General features: G+C 72.3%; 21 protein-coding genes. 12 read left to right on the forward strand and 9 right to left on the reverse strand.

The window, feature by feature from the left end:
- Nucleotides 1–188 precede the first annotated feature (188 nt).
- Nucleotides 189–821, forward strand: coding sequence for an FMN-dependent NADH-azoreductase (locus tag NS184_RS12295; protein WP_083513669.1), 633 nt, complete (start codon nucleotides 189–191; stop codon nucleotides 819–821).
- Between the two features lie 37 nt (nucleotides 822–858).
- Here NS184_RS12295 and NS184_RS12300 read toward each other — a convergent pair whose 3' ends face one another.
- On the reverse strand, nucleotides 859–1,902 hold the full coding sequence (locus NS184_RS12300; RefSeq protein ID WP_083513670.1) for an MBL fold metallo-hydrolase: 1,044 nt from the start codon (nucleotides 1,900–1,902) through the stop codon (nucleotides 859–861).
- 187 nt (nucleotides 1,903–2,089) lie between these two features.
- Between NS184_RS12300 and NS184_RS12305 the strand changes: the two genes are divergently transcribed.
- Together NS184_RS12305 and NS184_RS17935 are read left to right on the forward strand one after the other, a co-directional pair.
- Entirely contained in the window at nucleotides 2,090–3,133 is a 1,044-nt protein-coding gene (locus NS184_RS12305) for an ATP-dependent DNA ligase (protein WP_058726406.1), read from the forward strand.
- A gap of 27 nt (nucleotides 3,134–3,160) precedes the next feature.
- On the forward strand, nucleotides 3,161–3,349 hold the full coding sequence (locus NS184_RS17935) for a hypothetical protein (protein WP_152998200.1): 189 nt from the start codon (nucleotides 3,161–3,163) through the stop codon (nucleotides 3,347–3,349).
- Here NS184_RS17935 and ligD read toward each other — a convergent pair.
- Together ligD and NS184_RS12315 are read right to left on the reverse strand one after the other, a co-directional pair.
- Complete coding sequence (gene ligD, locus NS184_RS12310) at nucleotides 3,346–4,374, reverse strand: non-homologous end-joining DNA ligase (RefSeq protein ID WP_058726407.1); 1,029 nt, start codon at nucleotides 4,372–4,374, stop codon at nucleotides 3,346–3,348. The two genes, NS184_RS17935 and ligD, sit on opposite strands and share 4 nt — an antisense overlap.
- A gap of 46 nt (nucleotides 4,375–4,420) precedes the next feature.
- Entirely contained in the window at nucleotides 4,421–5,071 is a 651-nt protein-coding gene (locus NS184_RS12315; RefSeq protein ID WP_193750461.1) for a G5 domain-containing protein, read from the reverse strand.
- Between the two features lie 122 nt (nucleotides 5,072–5,193).
- On the opposite strand from NS184_RS12315, the gene NS184_RS12320 reads away from it, so the two are divergent.
- Genes NS184_RS12320 through NS184_RS18380 form a run of 3 tightly spaced genes read left to right on the forward strand, consistent with a single transcriptional unit; the run spans nucleotide 5,194 to nucleotide 8,004 of the window.
- Nucleotides 5,194–6,051 (forward strand): DUF429 domain-containing protein, encoded by an 858-nt coding sequence (locus tag NS184_RS12320; protein WP_193750462.1) that lies wholly within the window; start codon nucleotides 5,194–5,196, stop codon nucleotides 6,049–6,051.
- Entirely contained in the window at nucleotides 6,048–7,250 is a 1,203-nt protein-coding gene (locus NS184_RS12325) for a glycosyltransferase (protein WP_058726410.1), read from the forward strand. The genes NS184_RS12320 and NS184_RS12325 overlap by 4 nt, the downstream gene beginning before the upstream one ends.
- Nucleotides 7,251–7,254: 4 nt before the next feature.
- Entirely contained in the window at nucleotides 7,255–8,004 is a 750-nt protein-coding gene (locus NS184_RS18380) for a hypothetical protein (RefSeq protein WP_058726411.1), read from the forward strand.
- Between the two features lie 202 nt (nucleotides 8,005–8,206).
- Here the strand turns inward: NS184_RS18380 and NS184_RS12335 are convergent, their stop codons facing one another.
- A complete protein-coding gene (locus NS184_RS12335; protein WP_058726412.1) occupies nucleotides 8,207–8,635 on the reverse strand; it encodes a DUF6892 domain-containing protein in 429 nt (142 codons plus the stop codon).
- 135 nt (nucleotides 8,636–8,770) lie between these two features.
- Between NS184_RS12335 and NS184_RS12340 the strand changes: the two genes are divergently transcribed.
- The gene (locus tag NS184_RS12340) at nucleotides 8,771–10,234 is read left to right on the forward strand and encodes an APC family permease (RefSeq protein WP_058726413.1); all 1,464 of its coding nucleotides are present in this window, start codon (nucleotides 8,771–8,773) and stop codon (nucleotides 10,232–10,234) included.
- 100 nt (nucleotides 10,235–10,334) lie between these two features.
- Nucleotides 10,335–10,952 (forward strand): hypothetical protein, encoded by a 618-nt coding sequence (locus tag NS184_RS12345; RefSeq protein WP_058726414.1) that lies wholly within the window; start codon nucleotides 10,335–10,337, stop codon nucleotides 10,950–10,952.
- Between the two features lie 51 nt (nucleotides 10,953–11,003).
- Here the strand turns inward: NS184_RS12345 and NS184_RS12350 are convergent, their stop codons facing one another.
- The 3 genes from NS184_RS12350 to NS184_RS12360 form a co-directional block, all read right to left on the reverse strand.
- Nucleotides 11,004–11,426, reverse strand: a complete 423-nt coding sequence (locus tag NS184_RS12350) for a hypothetical protein (protein ID WP_152998202.1) — start codon at nucleotides 11,424–11,426, stop codon at nucleotides 11,004–11,006.
- Nucleotides 11,427–11,519: 93 nt separating this feature from the next.
- Complete coding sequence (locus NS184_RS12355; protein ID WP_152998203.1) at nucleotides 11,520–11,840, reverse strand: hypothetical protein; 321 nt, start codon at nucleotides 11,838–11,840, stop codon at nucleotides 11,520–11,522.
- A gap of 125 nt (nucleotides 11,841–11,965) precedes the next feature.
- A complete protein-coding gene (locus NS184_RS12360) occupies nucleotides 11,966–12,361 on the reverse strand; it encodes a DoxX family protein (protein WP_058726417.1) in 396 nt (131 codons plus the stop codon).
- A gap of 116 nt (nucleotides 12,362–12,477) precedes the next feature.
- On the opposite strand from NS184_RS12360, the gene NS184_RS12365 reads away from it, so the two are divergent.
- Entirely contained in the window at nucleotides 12,478–12,810 is a 333-nt protein-coding gene (locus NS184_RS12365; RefSeq protein WP_058726418.1) for a hypothetical protein, read from the forward strand.
- A 232-nt stretch (nucleotides 12,811–13,042) separates the two neighbouring features.
- Here NS184_RS12365 and NS184_RS12370 read toward each other — a convergent pair whose 3' ends face one another.
- On the reverse strand, nucleotides 13,043–13,540 hold the full coding sequence (locus NS184_RS12370; RefSeq protein WP_058726419.1) for a DUF427 domain-containing protein: 498 nt from the start codon (nucleotides 13,538–13,540) through the stop codon (nucleotides 13,043–13,045).
- A gap of 55 nt (nucleotides 13,541–13,595) precedes the next feature.
- On the opposite strand from NS184_RS12370, the gene NS184_RS12375 reads away from it, so the two are divergent.
- Both NS184_RS12375 and NS184_RS18385 read left to right on the forward strand, forming a co-directional pair.
- The gene (locus tag NS184_RS12375; protein ID WP_058726420.1) at nucleotides 13,596–15,029 is read left to right on the forward strand and encodes an amino acid permease; all 1,434 of its coding nucleotides are present in this window, start codon (nucleotides 13,596–13,598) and stop codon (nucleotides 15,027–15,029) included.
- A 132-nt stretch (nucleotides 15,030–15,161) separates the two neighbouring features.
- Nucleotides 15,162–15,323 (forward strand): hypothetical protein, encoded by a 162-nt coding sequence (locus tag NS184_RS18385; RefSeq protein WP_193750463.1) that lies wholly within the window; start codon nucleotides 15,162–15,164, stop codon nucleotides 15,321–15,323.
- A 22-nt stretch (nucleotides 15,324–15,345) separates the two neighbouring features.
- Here NS184_RS18385 and NS184_RS12380 read toward each other — a convergent pair whose 3' ends face one another.
- The gene (locus tag NS184_RS12380) at nucleotides 15,346–15,795 is read right to left on the reverse strand and encodes a BLUF domain-containing protein (protein ID WP_058726421.1); all 450 of its coding nucleotides are present in this window, start codon (nucleotides 15,793–15,795) and stop codon (nucleotides 15,346–15,348) included.
- 78 nt (nucleotides 15,796–15,873) lie between these two features.
- Between NS184_RS12380 and NS184_RS12385 the strand changes: the two genes are divergently transcribed.
- Complete coding sequence (locus tag NS184_RS12385) at nucleotides 15,874–19,191, forward strand: DEAD/DEAH box helicase (protein ID WP_152998204.1); 3,318 nt, start codon at nucleotides 15,874–15,876, stop codon at nucleotides 19,189–19,191.
- Nucleotides 19,192–19,235 lie beyond the last annotated feature (44 nt).

The raw sequence follows: 19,235 nt of genomic DNA on the forward strand, positions 1-19,235 counted from the left end.
CGCCGGCGCCGGCCTGATCGGCGCGCGCGCCCTGCGCCGCCGTCACGCCCAGCGCTGACCCGAGACGCCTCCCGTCGGTCGTGTGCCCGCGCGACCGACGGGAGGCTCACCCCGGCCCCGTCCCGCCCCTCCCGGCGCGACGGGGCCGCTTCCGTCACACGCCGGTGTCGCGTCGGTAGCGTGGGCGCATGCCGACGCTGCTGCACATCGACTCCTCCGCCGACCTCGCCCACTCCCGCTCCCGCGCGCTGACCGCCGCGTTCGCCGACGCCTGGCGGGCGCGCGGCCCCGAGTACACCGTCGTCCGGCGGGACCTGCACGTCGACCCGCTGCCCCACCTCGAGACCTCGGCGCTGCACTGGGCAGCGAGTGACCGCACCCCGGACGAGGTCGTGGCCCCCGAGGCCGAGGCACTCCGTCAGGAGGTCATCGACGAGCTGCTCGCCGCGGACGTCCTGCTCGTCGGCTCGCCGCTCTACAACTACACCGTGCCGTCCACGCTCAAGGCCTGGCTCGACCGCGTGCACATCCCGGGCGTCCTCGTCGGCGACGTGCAGCCGCTCGCCGGCCGTCCGGTCGTCACGGTGGTCAGCCGAGGCGGGACCTACGACGCCGACACCCCCACCGAGGGATGGGACCACGGCTCCCCCGTACTGCAGATCATCCTCGGTACGGCCCTCGGCATGAAGCACTACCCGGTGACGGTGAGCGCCACCCTGGCCGACCGACTCCCGGACCTCGCACCGCTGGCCGACCACGCCGCCGCCGAGTTCGCCGACGCGAAGACCACCCTGGAGCGGCTGGCCACCACCGTCGTCTGACCTTCCGGACGGGCAGCGCGAGCACGCGCCGCAGGACTCAGGCGGGACGGACCTCGCCCGCGCGCCCGAGCAGCGCCGCGTGGTACGCGGTCTGCGTGAGGGCGCTCGCGAGGAGGAACCCCGTCATCGACTCGATCCCGCCGCTGAACGGGACCCGCGTGGCGACCTCGAACAGCGTCGGCTCGTGCAGGGTGTCGAGCGCCGCGGCGACGTGCCGCGAGCGCTCCTCCCGGTGTCGTGCGAGGGTCCGAGCGCGGGTGACCACGTCACGGAAGCGGTACTCGTGGCCGGGGCAGACCTCGAGGTCGGCGTACCGGTCGAGCCGTCGGAGCGAGGCCAGGTAGTCGCCGAGCGGGTTCGTGGACGTCCGCCCGCCGAGCCCGATGCCGGAGTTGATCCTCGGCAGGACGTGGTCGCCCGTGAAGAGCAGGCCGTCGCCCTCGTCGACGAAGCAGCTGTGGCCGGCGGTGTGTCCAGGGGTGTGCAGCGTGCGGATGTCCCGACCGGCGATGGGCAGTGCGTCGCCGTCGTCGAGCAGGAGGTCGGCGTACGGCTCCGTCGTGCGGCCGAGTCCGATCCGTCGTCCGCTCCCCCACGCGGCCACGACACCGGCGCGGAGGTGTCCCGGCAGCCCCCACGACGCGATGTCGGCGTCGTTCGCGGCGGCGTCGGCACCCTCGTGTCGGAGCGCATCGACGTCGGCCCGGTGCATGGCGACCCGGGCTCCGGTCGCGCGGCGGACGGCTGCGGCAGCACCGAGGTGGTCGGCGTGCAGGTGCGTGACCACGACGAGCCCGACCTCGTCGAGCGAGCGTCCGGTCGCAGCCAGTCCCTCGCGGAGCGCGGTGAGGTCGTCGGCGGCGGACCACCCTGGATCGAGGAGGGTCACCGTACCGTCGGTCCCCTCGATCACGTAGACGAGCGTCGCGTCCGGCACGCCGGACCGGAACGGGACGGCAAGTGTCCAGACGCCCGGCCGGACCTCCTCGACCGGGGGCAGCGCACCGTCCCGGAGCGCTCCGGCCTGCACGGGACTGGTCGGTTCCGGTGCCGGCGCTGCAGGCGGGGGCACGGTCGTCACGCGCCCACCCTAGCGACGCGCGCCGACTGGGCGGACGCGCACCGTGCCTCCAGGCCGACCTGCTCGCGGGCCGACCAGCACGTCGATCCGTTCGGTGGCCCATCCGGTGCGCGATCCGCGCGGATCGCGCACCGGATGGGCCACCGAACGAACCGACCACTCGGCCCCGCCCGAGTAGACAGACCGCATGGACACCGCACCCATGCTCGCGAAGGCCGTCCCGACCGTCCCCGAGCCGGACAGCGTCCGAGGCGGCCTGCGGTACGAACCGAAGTGGGACGGCTTCCGCGGGATCGTCACGGTCGACGGAGACGACGTCGAGATCGGGAGCCGCGGCGCGAAGCCCCTCACCCGGTACTTCCCGGAGCTCGTCGAGGCGTTCCGCGGACGACTCGGCGGTCGCGACCACCCGGTGGTGCTCGACGGCGAGGTGGTGCTGCGCTCCGGCGGACCCGGCGCCGAGCACCTCGACTGGAACGCCCTGTCGCAGCGCATCCACCCCGCGGAGTCCCGCATCGCGAAGCTCAGTAGGGAGACGCCGGCACAGTTCGTCGCGTTCGACCTGCTCGCGGTCGACGGCGAGGACCTCACCGGTCGGCCGTTCGACGAGCGGCGCGACCGGCTGGAGCAGCTCGGTCGGGACCTGTCGGATCCGCTCTTCGTCACCCGCACCACGCTCGACGTCGACCTCGCCCGCGAGTGGTTCACGACCTTCGAGGGCGCCGGTCTCGACGGCGTCGTCGCGAAGCCCCGCGCGCGACCGTACGAGCCGGGCAGACGGACCATGCTCAAGGTCAAGCACCACCGCACGGCAGACGTCGTCGCGATCGGCTACCGGATCCACAAGAGCGGGCACGGGGTCGGATCGCTCCTCGTCGGGCTGTACGACAGCGACGGGGAACTCCGACAGGTGGGCGGCGTCTCCGCCTTCTCGGACAGGCGGCGGGTCGAGTTGGTCGAGGAGCTCGAACCGGTGGTCGTCACGGACGCGGACGGGAGGCCCGTCACCGGTGACGGGGAACGGTCGCGGTTCTCGTCGGGTCGCGACACGTCGTTCGTCCGGCTGGAGCCGACGCTCGTGCTGGAGGTGCGGTACGACCAGATGGAGGGCGACCGCTTCCGGCACACCGTGCAGTTCGAGCGGTGGCGGCCGGACCGCGACCCGGAGTCGTGCGGCTACGACCAGCTCGACGTGCCCGTCGCCTGGGATCTGCGAGCAGTGCTCGAGTAGAGCTTGCCCTGTCCGATTGTCGCTCCTATGCTCGACTTAGTTAGGCTACCTAGTAACCTCGGGGGCAAGGAGGACACCATGGTCATCGACGGCATCAGCGAGACGCACCGCGGCACGTGGTCGCGCCTGACGCGGCTCAACACGGCGAGCGTGAGCCTGCCGATGCGGACGACCCGGGTGGACGACAGCGCCCCCGTGGTCGACGAGCGGAACTAACGCTCCTCGGCCTGCTTCGCGCGCGACGGTTGAACGCGCGGCGGCTCGCCCGGCATCTTCGGGAAGTCCGGCGGGAACGGCAGCTCCCCGAGTCCGTCGCCGAGATCCCGCTCCCACCACGCGAGCATCGGCCCGACCGCTCCGGGTGCCTCGTGCACGGCCTCCCACGGGTCCCCCTGCTCGCGCAGCCGGTCCGGGACCGAGCGCACCGTGAACACCGTGGGATCGACGGTGTCGAGCTCCTCCCACGTGATCGGCGTCGACACGCTCGCGTGCGGCAGCGCCCGCGGACTGTAGGCGCCGGCCATCGTGCGGTCGCGGTTCGCCTGGTTGAAGTCCACGAACACCCGCTGCCCCCGTTCCTCCTTCCACCACGCGGTCGTCACCCGGTCCGGCATCCGCCGCTCGAGCTCCCGCGCGGCAGCGATCACCGCGTGCCGGACGTCGAGGAACTCGTACTCGGGCCGCACCGGAGCGAACACGTGCAGGCCGCGGTTGCCGCTCGTCTTGATCCACGCGGTGAGGCCGACGTCGGCGAGCACCTTCCTGAGCTCGTGCGCGACCGGGACCGTGTCGCGGAAGTCCGTCCCCGGCTGCGGGTCGAGGTCGATGCGGAGCTGGTCCGGGTGGTCGGGGTCCCCGGCACGGGACGCCCACGGGTGGAAGACGACCGTGTTCATCTGGGCTGCCCACACGGCGACGGCCGGCTCGTCGACCACGAGCTGCGGGTGCTTCCGGCCGCTCGGGTACGTGACCTCGACGTCGCGGACGTAGTCCGGCGCGCCCTTCGGCGGGTTCTTCGAGAAGAAGTCCTCGCCGTCGACGCCGGCCGGGAACCGCTGCAGCGAGATCGGCCGGTCGCCGTTCGCCCGGACGAAGGCGTCCCCGACCGCGACGAGGTACTCCGCGAGCTCGAGCTTCGTGATGCCCGGCTCGGACCACAGCACGCGCGAGGGGCTGCTGATCCGGACCTCCCGGTCGCCGTCCGGGCCCGGGACCGTCAGCATCGTCGCCTCGCTCGCCATGGAGCGGACCGTACACGGGCGTTGCTGCCCCGGCTCCGAGCAGAGATCACATGGTGTTCCAGTGCAGGCGACCGTTGGCGTCCGCGCCGTGTCCGCCGCACTGGTACGAGCGTCCATTCGCAGCTTGGGCCACGACACCGCTCTCCGCGCTCGCGCAGTACGCGCCGGGCGTGATGAAGGAATGCTGCTCGGGTACCTTCGGAGCTGGAGCGGGTGCGGGCGCGACGTACGTCCCGATCGTCGTCACCTCAACAACGGGCGCGCGGTTGAGTACCTGCCTGACCTGTTCGCGTTCCGTCTCAACGCCATCGACGGTGGTGACCCGGTAGTAGGTCGTCTTCACGCCGTCGACGCCGGCGATCGTGACGTGCGACTCGCCCTTCGGAACGGTGGCGTCCTCGACGGTCGTCCGAGAGAACGGCACCGAACTCCGCTCGGACACCTCGGTGACGACCGTTTTCGGCGTCGGAGTCGGAGTGGGCGTTGCCCTCGGCGCCGGAGTCGATGATCCGTCCGGCGCGGGATCGCTGAGGAGAGGCTTCGCCTGCACGGGCGGGGCTACCGCTGTGGTCGGAGCGTTCGACACGACCGCGCCGACCAAGGCACCGGCCGAGCCGATACCGCCGAGCCAGATCACCGCGGCCACCGCGACGACGACTGTCGCCTTCGCCTTGGTCGTCATCGTTCCCCAGCGCATCGCCCACTCTCCCTGTTGTCGATCGACGCTCAAGGATGCGGGAAGCGGACATGTATCGCGTACCCCCCGAACGGGATCGCCGCGCTGCGGGGACATCCGGCGAGTGGGTGCACGCTGGGATGGTGACGGCGTACCTCGGAGTGGACCTGGCGTGGGGACTCGGCTCGGAGCGGAAGCCCGCGAACGAGACCGGCCTGGTGGCGATGGACGCGGACGGCACGATCACCGACGCCGGCTGGGCCCGTGGGGTCGACGCCGTGACCGACTGGGTCGCTGAGCACGTCGGTCCGCGCACCCTCGTCGCCGTCGACGCCTCCCTCGTCGTGACGAACGCCACGGGCATCCGCGAGGCCGAGCGGCAGGTCGGACAGCGCTACGGCCGGTGGAAGGTCGCGGCGAACCCGACGAACCTCGCGTCCGCGGCGAGCGCCGGCGCCCGGCTGCTGGACCGGCTGACGGCGCTCGGCGTCGGGTACGTCGACAACACGACCGCGATGCGCGAGCGCACCGGTCCGGCAGCGTTCGAGTGCTACCCGTACACGACACTGGTCGGCGTCGAGGAGCTCGGGTACGACGACGAACGTCCCCGGTACAAGCGCCTCGACACGAGGATCCCCGCCGCCGAGGCCCGGATCCGTCGCGCGGTCGCGTTCGACACGCTCGTGCACCGGCTCCGCACGACGCCACTCGACCCGCCGTTCCTGCTCGATTCCCACCCGCTGACGGCCGGCCTGGCCGAACCCTCGGGCGTGCACGGGCCGGCGCACAAGCACCGGGAGGACCTGCTCGACGGCGCCCTGTGTGCCTGGACCGCCGCATTCTGGGAGCGGCACGGCGACGAGCGGGTGCAGGTCCTGGGACGCGATCCGGGCCTCCCGGTCGACCCGGCGGAGCCGCCGGACGAGACGGGCCGACGGCCCGTCGTGGTGGCGCCCGCCCGCGCGTCCCAGCGGCGCGCCGTCGGTAGGCTGGACCGGTGACGACGACCACCGATCCCCTGCGCATCGGACTGGTGTCGCTGCACACCTCCCCCGGCGACGAACCCGGTTCCGGCGAGGTCGGCGGCATGAACGTCGTCGTCCGCCACCAGGCCGAGGCGCTGGCGGACCGCGGACACCACGTCGAGATCGTGACCCGGCGCTCGTCGCCGACGCAGCCGGACTCGGTGTCGCTCGTGCCGGGCGTGTGCCTGCGGTTCCTCTCCGCGGGGCCGGCGGAGCCGGTGCCGAAGGGCGAGCACGACGCGTTCATCGAGCCGTTCCGCGAGGGGCTCACCCGCCTCGGTCCGTACGACGTGCTGCACTCGCACCACTGGTTCTCGGGCGTCGCGGCTCTGCCGGTCGCCCGCGAGCGGGGCATCCCACACGTGCAGTCGTTCCACTCCATCGCGGCCGCGTCCGACACCCCGTTGTCCGAGGGCGAGCGGCCGGAGTCCGCGGGACGCCCCGCCGGCGAGCAGCTGCTCGCTCGGGAGTCCGACGCCGTCGTCGTGGTGTCGTCGGCCGAGGCGGAGACCGTCCGCGACCGCCTCGGCGGCGACCCCGGACGGGTCTGGATCGTCCCGCCGGGCGTCGACGGCTCGGTGTTCCGTCCGGCCGCCGCGGGTGCGCGGCGTGCGGACGTCCCGTACGTGGTGGCGGCTGCCCGCGTCCAGCCGTTGAAGGGGCTCGACCTGGCGATCGAGGCGATCGCGGGCATCGACCGGGAGGCACGCCCCACCCTCGTCATCGCGGGTGACGCCTCGAGCGAGGCGGGCGACTACGTGGCGGAGCTGCGCCGGCTCGCGTCCGAGCACGGCATCGCCGACCGCGTCACGTTCGTCGGTCCACAGTCACGGGCTGACCTCGCGTTCCTGTTCCGCGGCGCGGCAGCCGTGCTGGTCCCGTCGCACTCGGAGACGTACGGCCTCGTCGCGCTCGAGGGCTCCGCGTCCGGGGTGCCCGTCGTGGCCGCCGCTGCCGGTGGTCTCCGCGAGGCCGTGGTGGACGGCGAGACCGGGGTGGTGCTCGAGTCCCGCGACCCGGACGTCTGGGCTGCGGAGATCGCGCACATCCTGACCGACTCCGGGTACGCGGCGGCGTTGGCTGCGGCGGGTCGGGAGCACGCGGAGCGGCTGAGCTGGGAGCGGTCAGCGGCCGGTCTCGAGCAGGTGTACCGCCGGGTCCTCGGGCGGGAGTAGCGACGTGGGCCACGACGTGTTCGACCCCTTCTGGGCGGCGCTCGACGCCGTGCCCGTCGCACCGGATGCCGAAGCCCTGTACGACGTCGGGACGGCTGCCGGACGGCTCCGTCGGAGGAACCTCGCGACGTACCTCGACACCGTCGGGCGTGCGGCGACGATGCTGCTCGTCGCGGAGGCTCCGGGGTGGCGCGGCATGACGAACACGGGCGTGCCGTTCACGAGCACGCGGGAGCTCGGGCCGGAGTACCTCGTGCCGCCGGAGCCGAGCGCGCCGTGGGAGGCGTCGTCGCGCGTGGTGCAGGCGGTCCTCGCCGAGTGGACCGGGCCGCTGCCGGTGGCGTGGGCGGTGTTCCCGCACCACCCCTTCGCGGCGCCGGACCGACTGACGAACCGGACGCCGCGGCCGGCGGAGGTCCGCGCGGGCGCCCCCGTCGCGATCGCGCTGCTCGGTGCCCTCCGGGCGCTCCGGGCGACAGGCGCGGACTCGGACGAGGTCGATCCCTGTTCCGGTGCCGGTGCCCTTGCCGGTGCCGGTGCCGGTGCCGGTGCGGACGGGGCTGGGGCGGCCGCGGCCGGGACTGGGGCGGCCGCGGCCGGGGTGGCCGGGCGTGACGTGCGCGTCGTCGCCGTCGGGCGGAAGGCGCAGGGGGCGTTGGCGCTCGCGGGGATCGACGCCGTCGCCGTCCGGCACCCGGCGCAGGGCGGTGCCGCGCAGTTCACCGCCGAGATGCGGGCGCTCCGAGACGCCTGACGGTGCCCGCGCCCGCGCGAAGACGGTCGCGCGTCGCTCGTCGCTCGACGTGCGCCGATCGTCGCCCGCCCGACCCCGAGACTCGGCCCGGCGGACAGTTTCGCGATGCGCGGGGCGCGAAAGTGTCCGCGGAGCCGAGTCTCGGGCGACGGCGACGGCGCCGGCGGGAGCGGGAGCGCAGACGGCCTCCCACGGTCCCGAGTCAGGCGGAGCGGACCTCGACGCCCCTCGCGGCGAACGCGTCGGCGACGTGCGCGGGCAGCGGTGCGGCGGCGTACACGACCTCGAGTGCGGGGAGCTCGAGGAGATCGTCCCAGTTCTGCACGTCGTAGCGGTCGTCGGAGCCGTCCCACCCGGGGTGCACGTCCTGGAGCACCTCGAGGTCGCTGTCCACCGTCAGCTCGGTGACCAGCGCGAGGTGCGACGGCAGGAGGTCGAGGTCGTCGTAGTACTCACGTGCCCGGTCGTCCTGGCCGTCGACACCGAGGTCCTCGTCGGACTCCCCCTCGACGTCGCCGTCGTACGGCTCGAGCACGCCGAGGTCGTAGCAGAGCACGTCGAGCACGAGCAGCTTCGCGGCGAAGTCGGCGAACTCGACGGGTTCTTCGGTGGTGTTCGTCTCGGCGTCCATGGACCGGAGCGTAGCGATCCGCGCATGAGCACGTGCCCGATCGGCGTGGGTCGCGCAGGACACGGGCGTGTTGCGGTCAGCGGGGAGAACCCTGTGAGACTGGACAGAATGGTGTCCCCCGGAAGATGGTGGTGCATGGCCACCACCACGAAGGACCGCCCCACCGGCGAGCAGACCGAGCTCCGGCGGGTCATCGGTCCGAAACTGCTGCTGCTGTTCATCGTCGGGGACATCCTCGGCACGGGCGTCTACGCGCTCACCGGTCAAGTCGCGGCGGAGGTGGGCGGAGCGGCGTGGCTCCCGTTCCTCATCGCGTTCGCGGTGGCGCTGCTGACGGCGTTCTCGTACCTCGAGCTCGTCACGAAGTACCCGCAGACCGCCGGCGCCGCCCTCTACGTCCACAAGGCGTTCGGCGTCCACTTCCTCACGTTCATCGTGACCTTCATCGTGATGTGCTCGGGGATCACGTCGGCGTCGACGGCATCCAGGGCGTTCGCCGCGAACCTCGGTGCGGGGTTCGGTCTCGAGCTGCCGAACGCGGTCGTGATGCTCATCGGCATGGGCTTCATGCTCCTGGTGATGGCGGTGAACTTCCGTGGCGTCAGCGAGAGCGTGAAGACGAACGTCGTGCTGACGCTCGTGGAGCTGTCCGGTCTCGTCATGGTGATCCTCATCGGGTTCTGGGCGATCGCGGGCGGCAACGCGGACTTCTCACGTGTCGTCATGTTCGACACCCCGGAGGACAAGACGCTCCTCCTCTCGATCTCGACCGCGACGTCGCTCGCCTTCTTCGCGATGGTCGGCTTCGAGGACTCGGTGAACATGGCCGAGGAGACGAAGGACCCGTCCCGGATCTTCCCGAAGGTGATGCTCACGGGCCTCGGGATCACGGCGGTGATCTACGTGCTCGTGTCGATCTGCGCCGTCGCCGTCGTGCCGATCGGTGAGCTCGCCGGCAACGAGACGCCCCTCGTGACCGTGGTGCAGACCGCTGCCCCGGGCTTCCCGATCGCGGCGCTGCTGCCGTTCATCTCGATGTTCGCGGTCGCCAACACCGCGCTCATCAACATGATGATGGCGTCGCGCCTGCTGTACGGCATGAGCAAGCAGGGCGTGCTGCCCGGGTTCCTCGCCCGCGTCTCGCCGGCACGCCGCACCCCGTCGACCGCCATCGTGTTCACGACGCTCATCTCGCTCGCGCTCATCGGCTGGGTGTCGCTCAACCCGGACTCCCCGATCGTCGTGGTGCTCGGCGGGACGACGTCGCTGCTCCTCCTCTCGGTGTTCGCGGTCGTGAACCTGTCGGTGCTCGTGCTCCGGCGCGACCGGGTCGACCACCGGCACTTCCGGGCGGGCGTGATCGTCCCCGTGATCGGCGTGGTCACCTGCGTCTGGCTGGTGCTGCCGTGGTCGTCCGGCCGTGATCCGCAGCAGTACGAGATCGCGGGCGGCCTGCTCGCACTCGGGATCGTGCTGTGGCTCGTGACGTGGTTCACCCACGGGCGCAAGCAGGCCGAGAAGGCGCCGACCGGACTCGTGACCGAGCCGACGGCCGTGCTGCGGCAGCCCGACGACGGCTCCGACCGTCGGGAGCGCTGACCCGCCGTCCGGACGACACCCGATCGGGCGGGAGCGGTTCTCCAGGAGGTGCACGTACCCTCGTCATGCTCCGAACCGTCCCGCCCGAGAGGACCCCGTCATGCGCCGCGTCGGCATCACGCTCGCGTCGGTGTTCGGCGCGGGCGTCGTCGCCGCGGTCGTCGGTGTGGTCGTGCTCGTCGTCATCGCGGTCAACTCGCTGTCCGGCGCGGCCCGCTCCGCCGAGGTGGCCGCCCCCACGTGCCCCGCGGCAGCGACGAAGACCGTCGGGGGCATCGCCGTGCCGGCCGGGCCGATCGCGGGCTTCTGCCAGGACCGCCTGGTGAACGCCGCGGCGGTGATCCAGGCGGCGAAGGCGCTCGGCATCGGCCCGCACACGCAGGCCGTCGGGGTGATGACCGCGATCGGCGAGTCGAGCCTGGTGAACCTCGACCACGGGGACGCAGCCGGCCCGGACAGTCGCGGGCTCTTCCAGCAGCGCGACAACGGCGCCTGGGGCACCTACGAGCAGCGGATGGACCCGTACACGGCCGCATCGATGTTCTACGCGAAGCTCGTCAAGGTCCCCGGCTGGAAGACGTTGACGCCGACCCAGATGGCCCACGCCGTCCAGATCAACTCCGATCCGGACCACTACGCGAAGTTCTGGCCGGAGGCGAAGGCGGTCGTCGAGGGCCTGACCGGCGAGACCGTCCCCGACACCGCACCGCAGGGCTGACCCCGCGCCCCGAGAGCGAGGACCGGACAGCTCCCACCGCCACGGCGCGGGTCACGCTGCCCCCTCGTCGAGCTCGAGCAGCTCCACACCGCGGTCGTGCACGATGACCTGCCCACGGAGGCGCACGTGCCGCTCGTCGAACGAGCAGGCGACCGCGTCCACCCACTCCCAGTCGACGGCGTGTGCCTGGTCGTTGCCGGGTCGCTCCCACACGACCACGACGTCGTCCGCGCCGACCTGTTCCGTGACGTCGGCGATCAGCGCGGCGAAGTCGTCCACGCGATCGTCCGGCTGGTACGGCAGATCGGACACGGGCAGGAGCAGCGGGATGGGCACGCCACGCTCGGCGAGGAAGACGACCCAGCACTGCCGGGTCAGCGGGCGGCCGATGAGCGTGCGGACGAGGTCGAGGACGTCGCCGTCGGTCCGGACGGGTTCGTCGGTGAGGCGGTCGATCATGTCGGTGTCTGGCATGACCCCAGCGTCCCGCCGGACCCCGACACGACGGCGCCCCGGAGAGGCCTCTGTGGAGAACCCCACGCCGCCAACGCCCTGTGCAGGAGGTGGTCAGATCCCGCGCGTGACCGCCGCGTCCACGAGCAGCCGGCACGCGAAGAACACGACCACGATCGCCGTGATGCCCACCACCGGGACCGGCCAGGCCACCCGACGCCGCACCAGCCGGGACACCGCCCACACGATCGCGACCAGCGCGACGAGGCCGACGAGCACCGGCCCGACGTAGACCACCGCTCCCCCGAGCGCAGCGTTGCAGCTGTTCCCCGGAGCGTCGCACGAACCGAACACCAGCGAGAGGAAGACGATCGCCCAGCCGGCGACGACGGCTTCGACGGCCAGGGCGACCAGGAGCACGGCCGAGGCGACCACGTCCGCGACGCGACGGCCTCCTGCCAAGGGGTGTCGTGCCTCCCGGCCGGTGGAGACGGACGACGTGCCGACCACGTCCGCCGGCGGACCGGGGTCGGGTCTGCGCGCCGCGGTGCCCATGTCGGTCACGACCCGGACCGCGAGCCCGACGCCCCGCGGGTCGACCACAGGGCGGCGGCGATCAGCAGTGGTTGGCCGAACAGGCGGCCGATGCGCTCGGCGTCGGTGTCGAGGCCGAACGCGGACCGGCGGTTCAGCCACTGCGCGACGTTGCCGGGGAAGACCGCCACGAAGAACCACGCGGCGATCGTGCCGACGCGACGACGGGCCGAGCGTGGCGCGAGGAGGAGCGCCGACCCGAGGCTGATCTCCGCCACGCCGGAACCGAGCACCACGGCGTCGGTGTCGAGCGGGAGCGATTCGGGGACCTGGGCGCGGAAGTCCTCCCGGGCGAACGTCAGGTGCGAGACACCGGCGAACACGAGGAAGAGTCCCAGCAGGACCCGGAGGAAGGAGCGCATGTCTCCATCGTGCTCGTCACGCGGCCGGGACGCTCGGCGACGGGCGGGAGTCGGACACATCCGTCACGTGCGAGGACGGCGGGCGCGTCGATCGCCGCGTCGGTACGGTCGGGTGCATGGCAGCAGTCGCCCGGGACCACGAGCCACCCGCCGCTCCCGCGACCGTGGCCGTCGTCCTCGCCCCGGTGTCGTTCTACCTCGGCCTGTTCTTGCCCGCGGAGGGGACCGCCAGGCACCTCCTGCTCGGGACCGTCTTCGCCGTCGTCGGGGTGCTGTGCGGGTGGCGGGCGATCCGCATCGCCGGGCGTCGGCGGGCGGTCCGGGTGTGGTCGTGGATCGGCGGCGTCGTGTGCCTGCTCGGGCTCGTGATGCTCTACTGGCAGGTCCTCGTGCTCGTCACCGGCGGGGCGTTCCCGCCGCCGTTCTGGTCGCCGTACGCGAACCGCTGACCGGCGCGGCGCGGACGGTCCGGCCGAGTTCCGTGGTCGCGCAGCGCCCCGTGCCCGGCGCACCCATCCACCGGCCGGGAGGCACGGGTCGGGCCCGCACCGCGCCTCCCGGCCGGTCGTTGGTCCCCACTCCGGCACGCGACCCGCGTCGCGACGCCCGGTCACCACCCGGTCCCACGCGCCACCTCGGCGCCTGGTCACCGCACGGACGGGCGATGCGCGCATCCGCCGCTCACCAGCCGAAGGTGCCCGCACCGCCCTTGAACGGACCGACGATGTCCGAGGTGATCCAGCCGCCGTAGAAGTCCCCCTCCTGGGCCTGGACGACCTCGCCGCCGACCTCGCACGAGTCCATCGCCGACGGGTAGATCGCGACCCGGTCCCGCAGCTGCTCGTAGCCCGGCTCCGGAGACGGGTAGTTCCACGCCGCACGCGGAGCCACGACGCCACCGCCCCGCACGTCGAAGTACCGCGCGCGACCCTTGAACTCGCACATGCTCGACCCCTCCGCCGGCACGAGCGCACCCTCCGCGAGGTCGGCGACCGGCAGGTAGTAGACCGGCGGGTGCGAGGTCTCGAGGACCCGGACGGCATCGGTCGTGTCCGCGACGACGACCCCGCCGAGCCGGACGACGACGCGCTTCGCGACGGCTTCGACGGCGGGTGGTCGGGGGTAGTCCCACACCGACTCCTGGTCCGGCCCCGGTTCGATCCGCTGTGGTCTGCGCATGCCCCCGTTCTACCGCCGTCGGTCCGGAGTCCGCCGAGAGGTGCAGAGTGGGCGGATGACATCGACGTCACCACGCGCGACCCTGTTCCGCCGGAAGCCCATCGACACGATCGAGGACGAGGCCGGCGGCGAGGGCGGCCTCAAGCGACACCTCGGTCTCTGGCAGCTCACCGCGATCGGCATCGGCGGGATCATCGGCGCGGGCATCTTCACCCTCGCCGGCACCGTCGCGCACGGGGTCGCAGGCCCCGCGGTGCTCATCTCGTTCCTCGTGGCCGGTGTCGCGAGCGCCGCGGCCGCGCTGTCGTACGCCGAGTTCGCGGGGCTCATCCCGAAGGCCGGCAGCGCCTACACGTACGGCTACGCGGTGCTCGGCGAGATCGTCGGGTGGTTCATCGGCTGGGACCTGCTGCTCGAGTACACCGCGATCGTCGCCGTCGTCGCGATCGGGATCTCCGGGTACGTCGGGTTCCTCGTCGGACAGTTCGGCGTCGACCTGCCCGCCTGGATGCTCGGCGCGCCCGGCACCGGCGACGGGCACGTGATCGACGTGTTCGCGATCGTCCTCTGCCTGTTGACGGCGTTCGTCCTGACGCGGGGCATCCGGAGCGCCGCACGGTTCGAGCTCGTCGCGGTCGGCATCAAGGTCGGGCTCGTCGTGCTCATCGTCGTCCTCGGCGTGTCCCACATCAACAGCGCCAACTACCAGCCGTACTTCCCGTTCGGGTTCGGCGGCGTGATGACCGGCGCCGCGACGGTGTTCTTCGCCGTGTTCGGCTACGACGCCATGTCCACCGCTGCCGAGGAGTCCGTCGACGCCCGCAAGCACATGCCGAAGGCGATCCTGCTGTCGCTCGGCATCGCGATGGTGCTCTACGTGCTCGCGACCCTCGTCCTCACCGGCATGCAGAAGTACACCGACATCGACCCGGCCTCGGGCTTCTCGTCGGCGTTCGCGTCGGTCGGGCTCGGCGGCGTGGCGAACGTCATCGCGATCGGCGCCATCGTCGGGATCATCACCGTCCTGCTGACGTTCATGCTCGGCGCGTCCCGGGTGTGGTTCTCGATGAGCCGCGACGGCCTCATGCCGAAGTGGTTCGCGCACACGGACCCGAAGCGGCACGTCCCGACCCGCGTCACATGGATCATCGGCATCGCGGCGGCGGTCCTCGCTGGTCTGCTGCCGATCAGCATCGTCGCGGAGCTCACGAACATCGGGATCCTGCTCGCGTTCGTCGTGGTGTGCTCGGCCGTGATCGTGCTCCGCTACCGGCAGCCCGACCTGCCCCGGACCTTCAAGCTGCCGTTCATGCCGGTCATCCCCGCGATCGGGGTCATCGCGTCGCTGTGGCTCGTGACCTTCCTGCAGTGGGAGACGTGGGTGCGGTTCGCGGTGTGGTTCGCGATCGGGCTCGGGGTGTACCTCGGGTACTCGCGGAAGCACAGCAAGCTCGCTGCGTCCGACGGCGCTGCGGACGGCGGTCACTGACGGGACGGCCGTGGGCGGAACGCCCGCAGTCCGTGCGCGCCGCTCGCGCACCGTTCGTCCGCACACCGCGGATGGCGCGCTCGCGCCGCGTCGGGGAGCGCCGGCCGACTTACCCTGCTGCCGGAGGACAGCATGACCAAGGTGGACCCGAAGGAACACGAGACGAGCGACGACTTCGACGTCATCGTCTCGACGACGCTGCACCCGGACGACGAGCACGTCATCGGTGAGGCACTGGACGGCGACTTCATCGCATCGCGCCAGCGCCCGGGGTCGGAACGCAGCGTGTCGTAGTCGGCCACCCGACGCGAACGGGTCAGCTCTCGCGCCGGTGCTTCCCCTGCGCAGCCGACGGGTCGGCCATCGGGTGCGACCGGAACCACCGCAGCAGCTCCCGCGACCGGCTGCGGTCCGCGCTCCGGTCCCCCATCGGGAGGAAGTCGCTGAACCCCTCCGGCGGCTCGGTGCCCTGGTCACCGCGGTCGTACGCCATCGACCACTCGGGGAACCGCCGGGTGTGGATCGACTCCTCCGCGAGCAGCACCACGCTGTCGTGCCGGTCGTCGCCGAGGATCCGCCGGTAGGTCGCCATCACCTGCTCGTACGGCCCCTCGAGCAGCTGCATGAACCGACCGCCCCGGGCGACGAGGAGCCCGGTCAGCCCGTCCTCCGTGTTCCGAGCGCGAGCGTGCTCGAGCACGGCGTCGAGTTCCGCGTCGTCGAAGGGTGTCGTGGCCGAACTCATGTACACGAGGGACTGCAGCATGCCGTCGATCCTGCCCGCGTCCGGCGTCCGGCGTCTCCCCCAGAACGGGACGTCGGTGGGTGCTGGCACGATTGACGGGTGCCAGCCGCCCCGATGATCGACGCCGTCGACGTCATCCGCTTCGTCGGACCGCAGGCGTTCGGTCGCGCCCGCGACGTCGTCCGTGCGGGCCTGGTCGAGGCCGCCACCTGGCACGAGGACGACGGCACGGTCACCGCGAGGGTCTCCGGCACGGCCGACGACCCGTACGACGTCCGCGTCGAGACCACCCCGGCCCGCGGCGAGTTCGTCCGACCGGTCCGCAGCTCCTGCTCCTGCCCGCTCGGCGGCGACTGCAAGCACGTCGCCGCCGCGCTCCTGACCGTCAACGCCCGCTCGCTCGCAGCGGCCGCCGGCCCGAAGGCACAGGCTCCGGCTCCGCCGGCCCCGGACTGGAGGCACGAGGTCGCCCGCCTCGCCGGTGACACCGAGCAGGTGGTCACACCGCAGGGCACCCCCATGGGGCTGCAGTTCGAGTTGCGTGACGCGGTCACGGCGCGCTTCGCCGCGCGGGCTCGTGCGGCCGGTCGGTCGCTGCCCGCGGCGTCGCGGACGGTGCGGCTCGGCGTGCGGCCGGTCACCCGGAGCGACGCGGGCAACTGGGTCCGCGGGCAGCTGACCTGGAGCACGCTGCCGTACTCGCAGAACCGGCTCGGACTCACGCCGGAGCAGCACGCGTGGTTCCTCCAGCTCGCCGCACTCCACCGAGCCGGCGCGCTCGCGGGGCTGCCGGGCGAGAGCGACTGGATCCACCTCGACGACTTCCAGAGCCCGCTGCTCTGGCCGCTGCTCCGGCAGGCCGAGGGGCTCGGGATCGCGTTCGTCACGGGCAAGCAGGCGAGCGGCGTGACCCTCGGGTCCGAGGCCCGCGTGCTGCTCGACACCGCGCGCTCCGAGGGCGGCCTCGTGATCGGTGCGGGGGCGGTGATCGACGGGCGTCCGGTCGTCGCCGGGGCCGCGCGGACGATCGGTGACCACGGCGTGTACTCCTTCCGTGAGAGCCCCGCGTTCCAGGTCTCGCTCGCCCCCACCCCGGAACCGGTGCCCGAGGACCAGCGGCGGATGCTCGTCGAGGGCGTCCGCATCACCGTGCCCGAGGCCGAGGTCGCCGAGTTCCTCGCGGACTGGTCACCCCGACTCCGCGGCGCCCGCGGGCTCGTCAGCTCCGACGGCTCTGTGGAGCTGCCCGAACGCGGCGCGACCGAGCTCGTGCTGACCGCCACGTTCGAGCCCGCGCGGGCTCCCCGGACGGACGACCGCGTGCACCTGCAGTGGCGGTGGCACGTCGACGGCCGGAAGGACCCGGCCGCGCTGCACGGTCCGCTTCCTGACCTCACCGAGGTCCGTGCTGCCGACGACGCACCGGTCGGCCCCGGCGGCGGGCTCGACTGGTTCGCCGACGGGGTGGTGGACGGTGCCGACGTCGCGGTGTTCGCGAACGAGCTGCTCCCCCAGCTGACCGCGCACGGCGTCCGGACGGTGGTGCAGGGCGAACGGCTCGACTACGAGCGGCTGAGCGGTCGCCCGAACATCCGCGTCACGACGATGCCGTCCGAGAAGCACGACTGGTTCGACCTCGGGATCATCGTCAGCGTGAACGGCAAGGAGATCCCGTTCACGCCGCTCCTCCGTGCGCTCGCGGGGCGTGCTCGGCGACTCAAGCTCATCGACAACTCGTACCTGTCCCTCGCCGATCCGGCGTTCGACCGGCTCAAGGAGCTCATCGACGAGGCGCGTGACCTCGGCGAGTGGGAGCCCGACCAGCCGATGACGGTCAGCCCGCTGCAGGCCGGGCTGTGGTCGGAGTTCGACCAGCTCGCCGACGAGACCTCGCACGACGAACGGTGGCAGGCGATCGCCGCGGGGCTGCTCGGTGCGACCCCGCCCGCCGACACACCCGTGCCGGACTCGGTGCACGCCGAACTCCGGCCGTACCAGCACGCCGGCTACGCATGGCTGTCGTTCCTCCGCTCGCACGGGGTCGGCGGGGTGCTCGCGGACGACATGGGCCTCGGCAAGACGCTCCAGGTCCTCGCGATGATCGCCGCTGCCCGCGCCGACGAACCGGACGGCAAGCCGTTCCTCGTGGTCGCGCCGACCTCGGTCGTCGGGAACTGGGCGTCCGAAGCCGCGCGGTTCGTCCCGTCGCTGCGCGTGTCGACCGTGACCTCGACGTCGTTGAAGGACCCTGCACTCGTCGCCCGCACGGCCGCGGACTCGGACGTCGTCGTGACCTCGTACGCCCTGCTCCGTCTCGACGCCGCCGCGTGGTCGGAGCAGTCGTGGTCCGCGCTCGTGCTCGACGAGGCGCAGTTCGTGAAGAACCCGCAGTCGCAGATCCACCGCGTCGTGACGGACCTCCGCGCTCCCGTGAAGTTCGCGATCACGGGCACGCCGCTCGAGAACGGGCTGACCGACCTCTGGGCGCTCTTCCACGTCGTGGCGCCGGGGCTGCTGTCGTCGTGGACGCGGTTCGGCGACGACTACGTGAAGCCGCTCGGGTCCCCGGACCTCCGCGGCGACGCCCGACGACAGCTGACCGAGCGACTCCGTCGCCGCATCCGGCCACTCATGCTCCGACGGACGAAGGAGAGCGTCGCCGCCGACCTCCCGCCGAAGCAGGAGCAGGTCGTCCGGGTGACGCTCGACCCGGCGCACCGCGAGCTCTACGAACGCACGCTCAACCGCGAGCGACTCAAGGTCCTCGACCTCATCGACGACCTGCCCCGCAACCGGATGATCGTGTTCCGGTCCCTGACGCTCCTCCGGATGCTCGCGCTCTCCCCCGCCCTCGTGCCGACCGCCGCCCCCTCGGGTGACCTCGATGCACCCGCCGAGGTGTCGGACATCCCGTCCGCGAAGCTCGACCTGCTGCTCGACGAACTCGACCAGCTCGCCGCCGAGGGCCGACGTGCGCTCGTGTTCAGCCAGTTCACCTCGTTCCTCCGGATCGTCGCCGACGCGCTCGACGCCCGCGGGATCGGGTACGAGTACCTCGACGGTTCGACGCGCCGACGGCCCGAGGTCATCGACCGCTTCCGGAACGGCACCGCGCCCGCGTTCCTCATCTCGCTCAAGGCCGGCGGCTTCGGGCTCACCCTGACCGAGGCGGACACGGTGTTCGTCCTCGACCCGTGGTGGAACCCGGCCGCCGAGAACCAGGCCGTCGACCGCACGCACCGCATCGGGCAGACCCGCTCCGTGAACGTCAACCGGCTCATCGCGGAGGACACCATCGAGGAGAAGGTGCTCGCCCTCGCCGCGAAGAAGGCCGAGCTGTTCGCCACGATGATCGACGACGACGCCCTGTTCGCCGACGACCTGTCCGCCGACGACATCCGCTCGCTGCTCGCCTGACCCCGGCCCGCGCACCGTCCCCTGCCCCGCAGCACCACCTGGAG

The organism is Curtobacterium luteum, assembly GCF_001475545.1.
Classification (GTDB): domain Bacteria; phylum Actinomycetota; class Actinomycetes; order Actinomycetales; family Microbacteriaceae; genus Curtobacterium; species Curtobacterium luteum_A.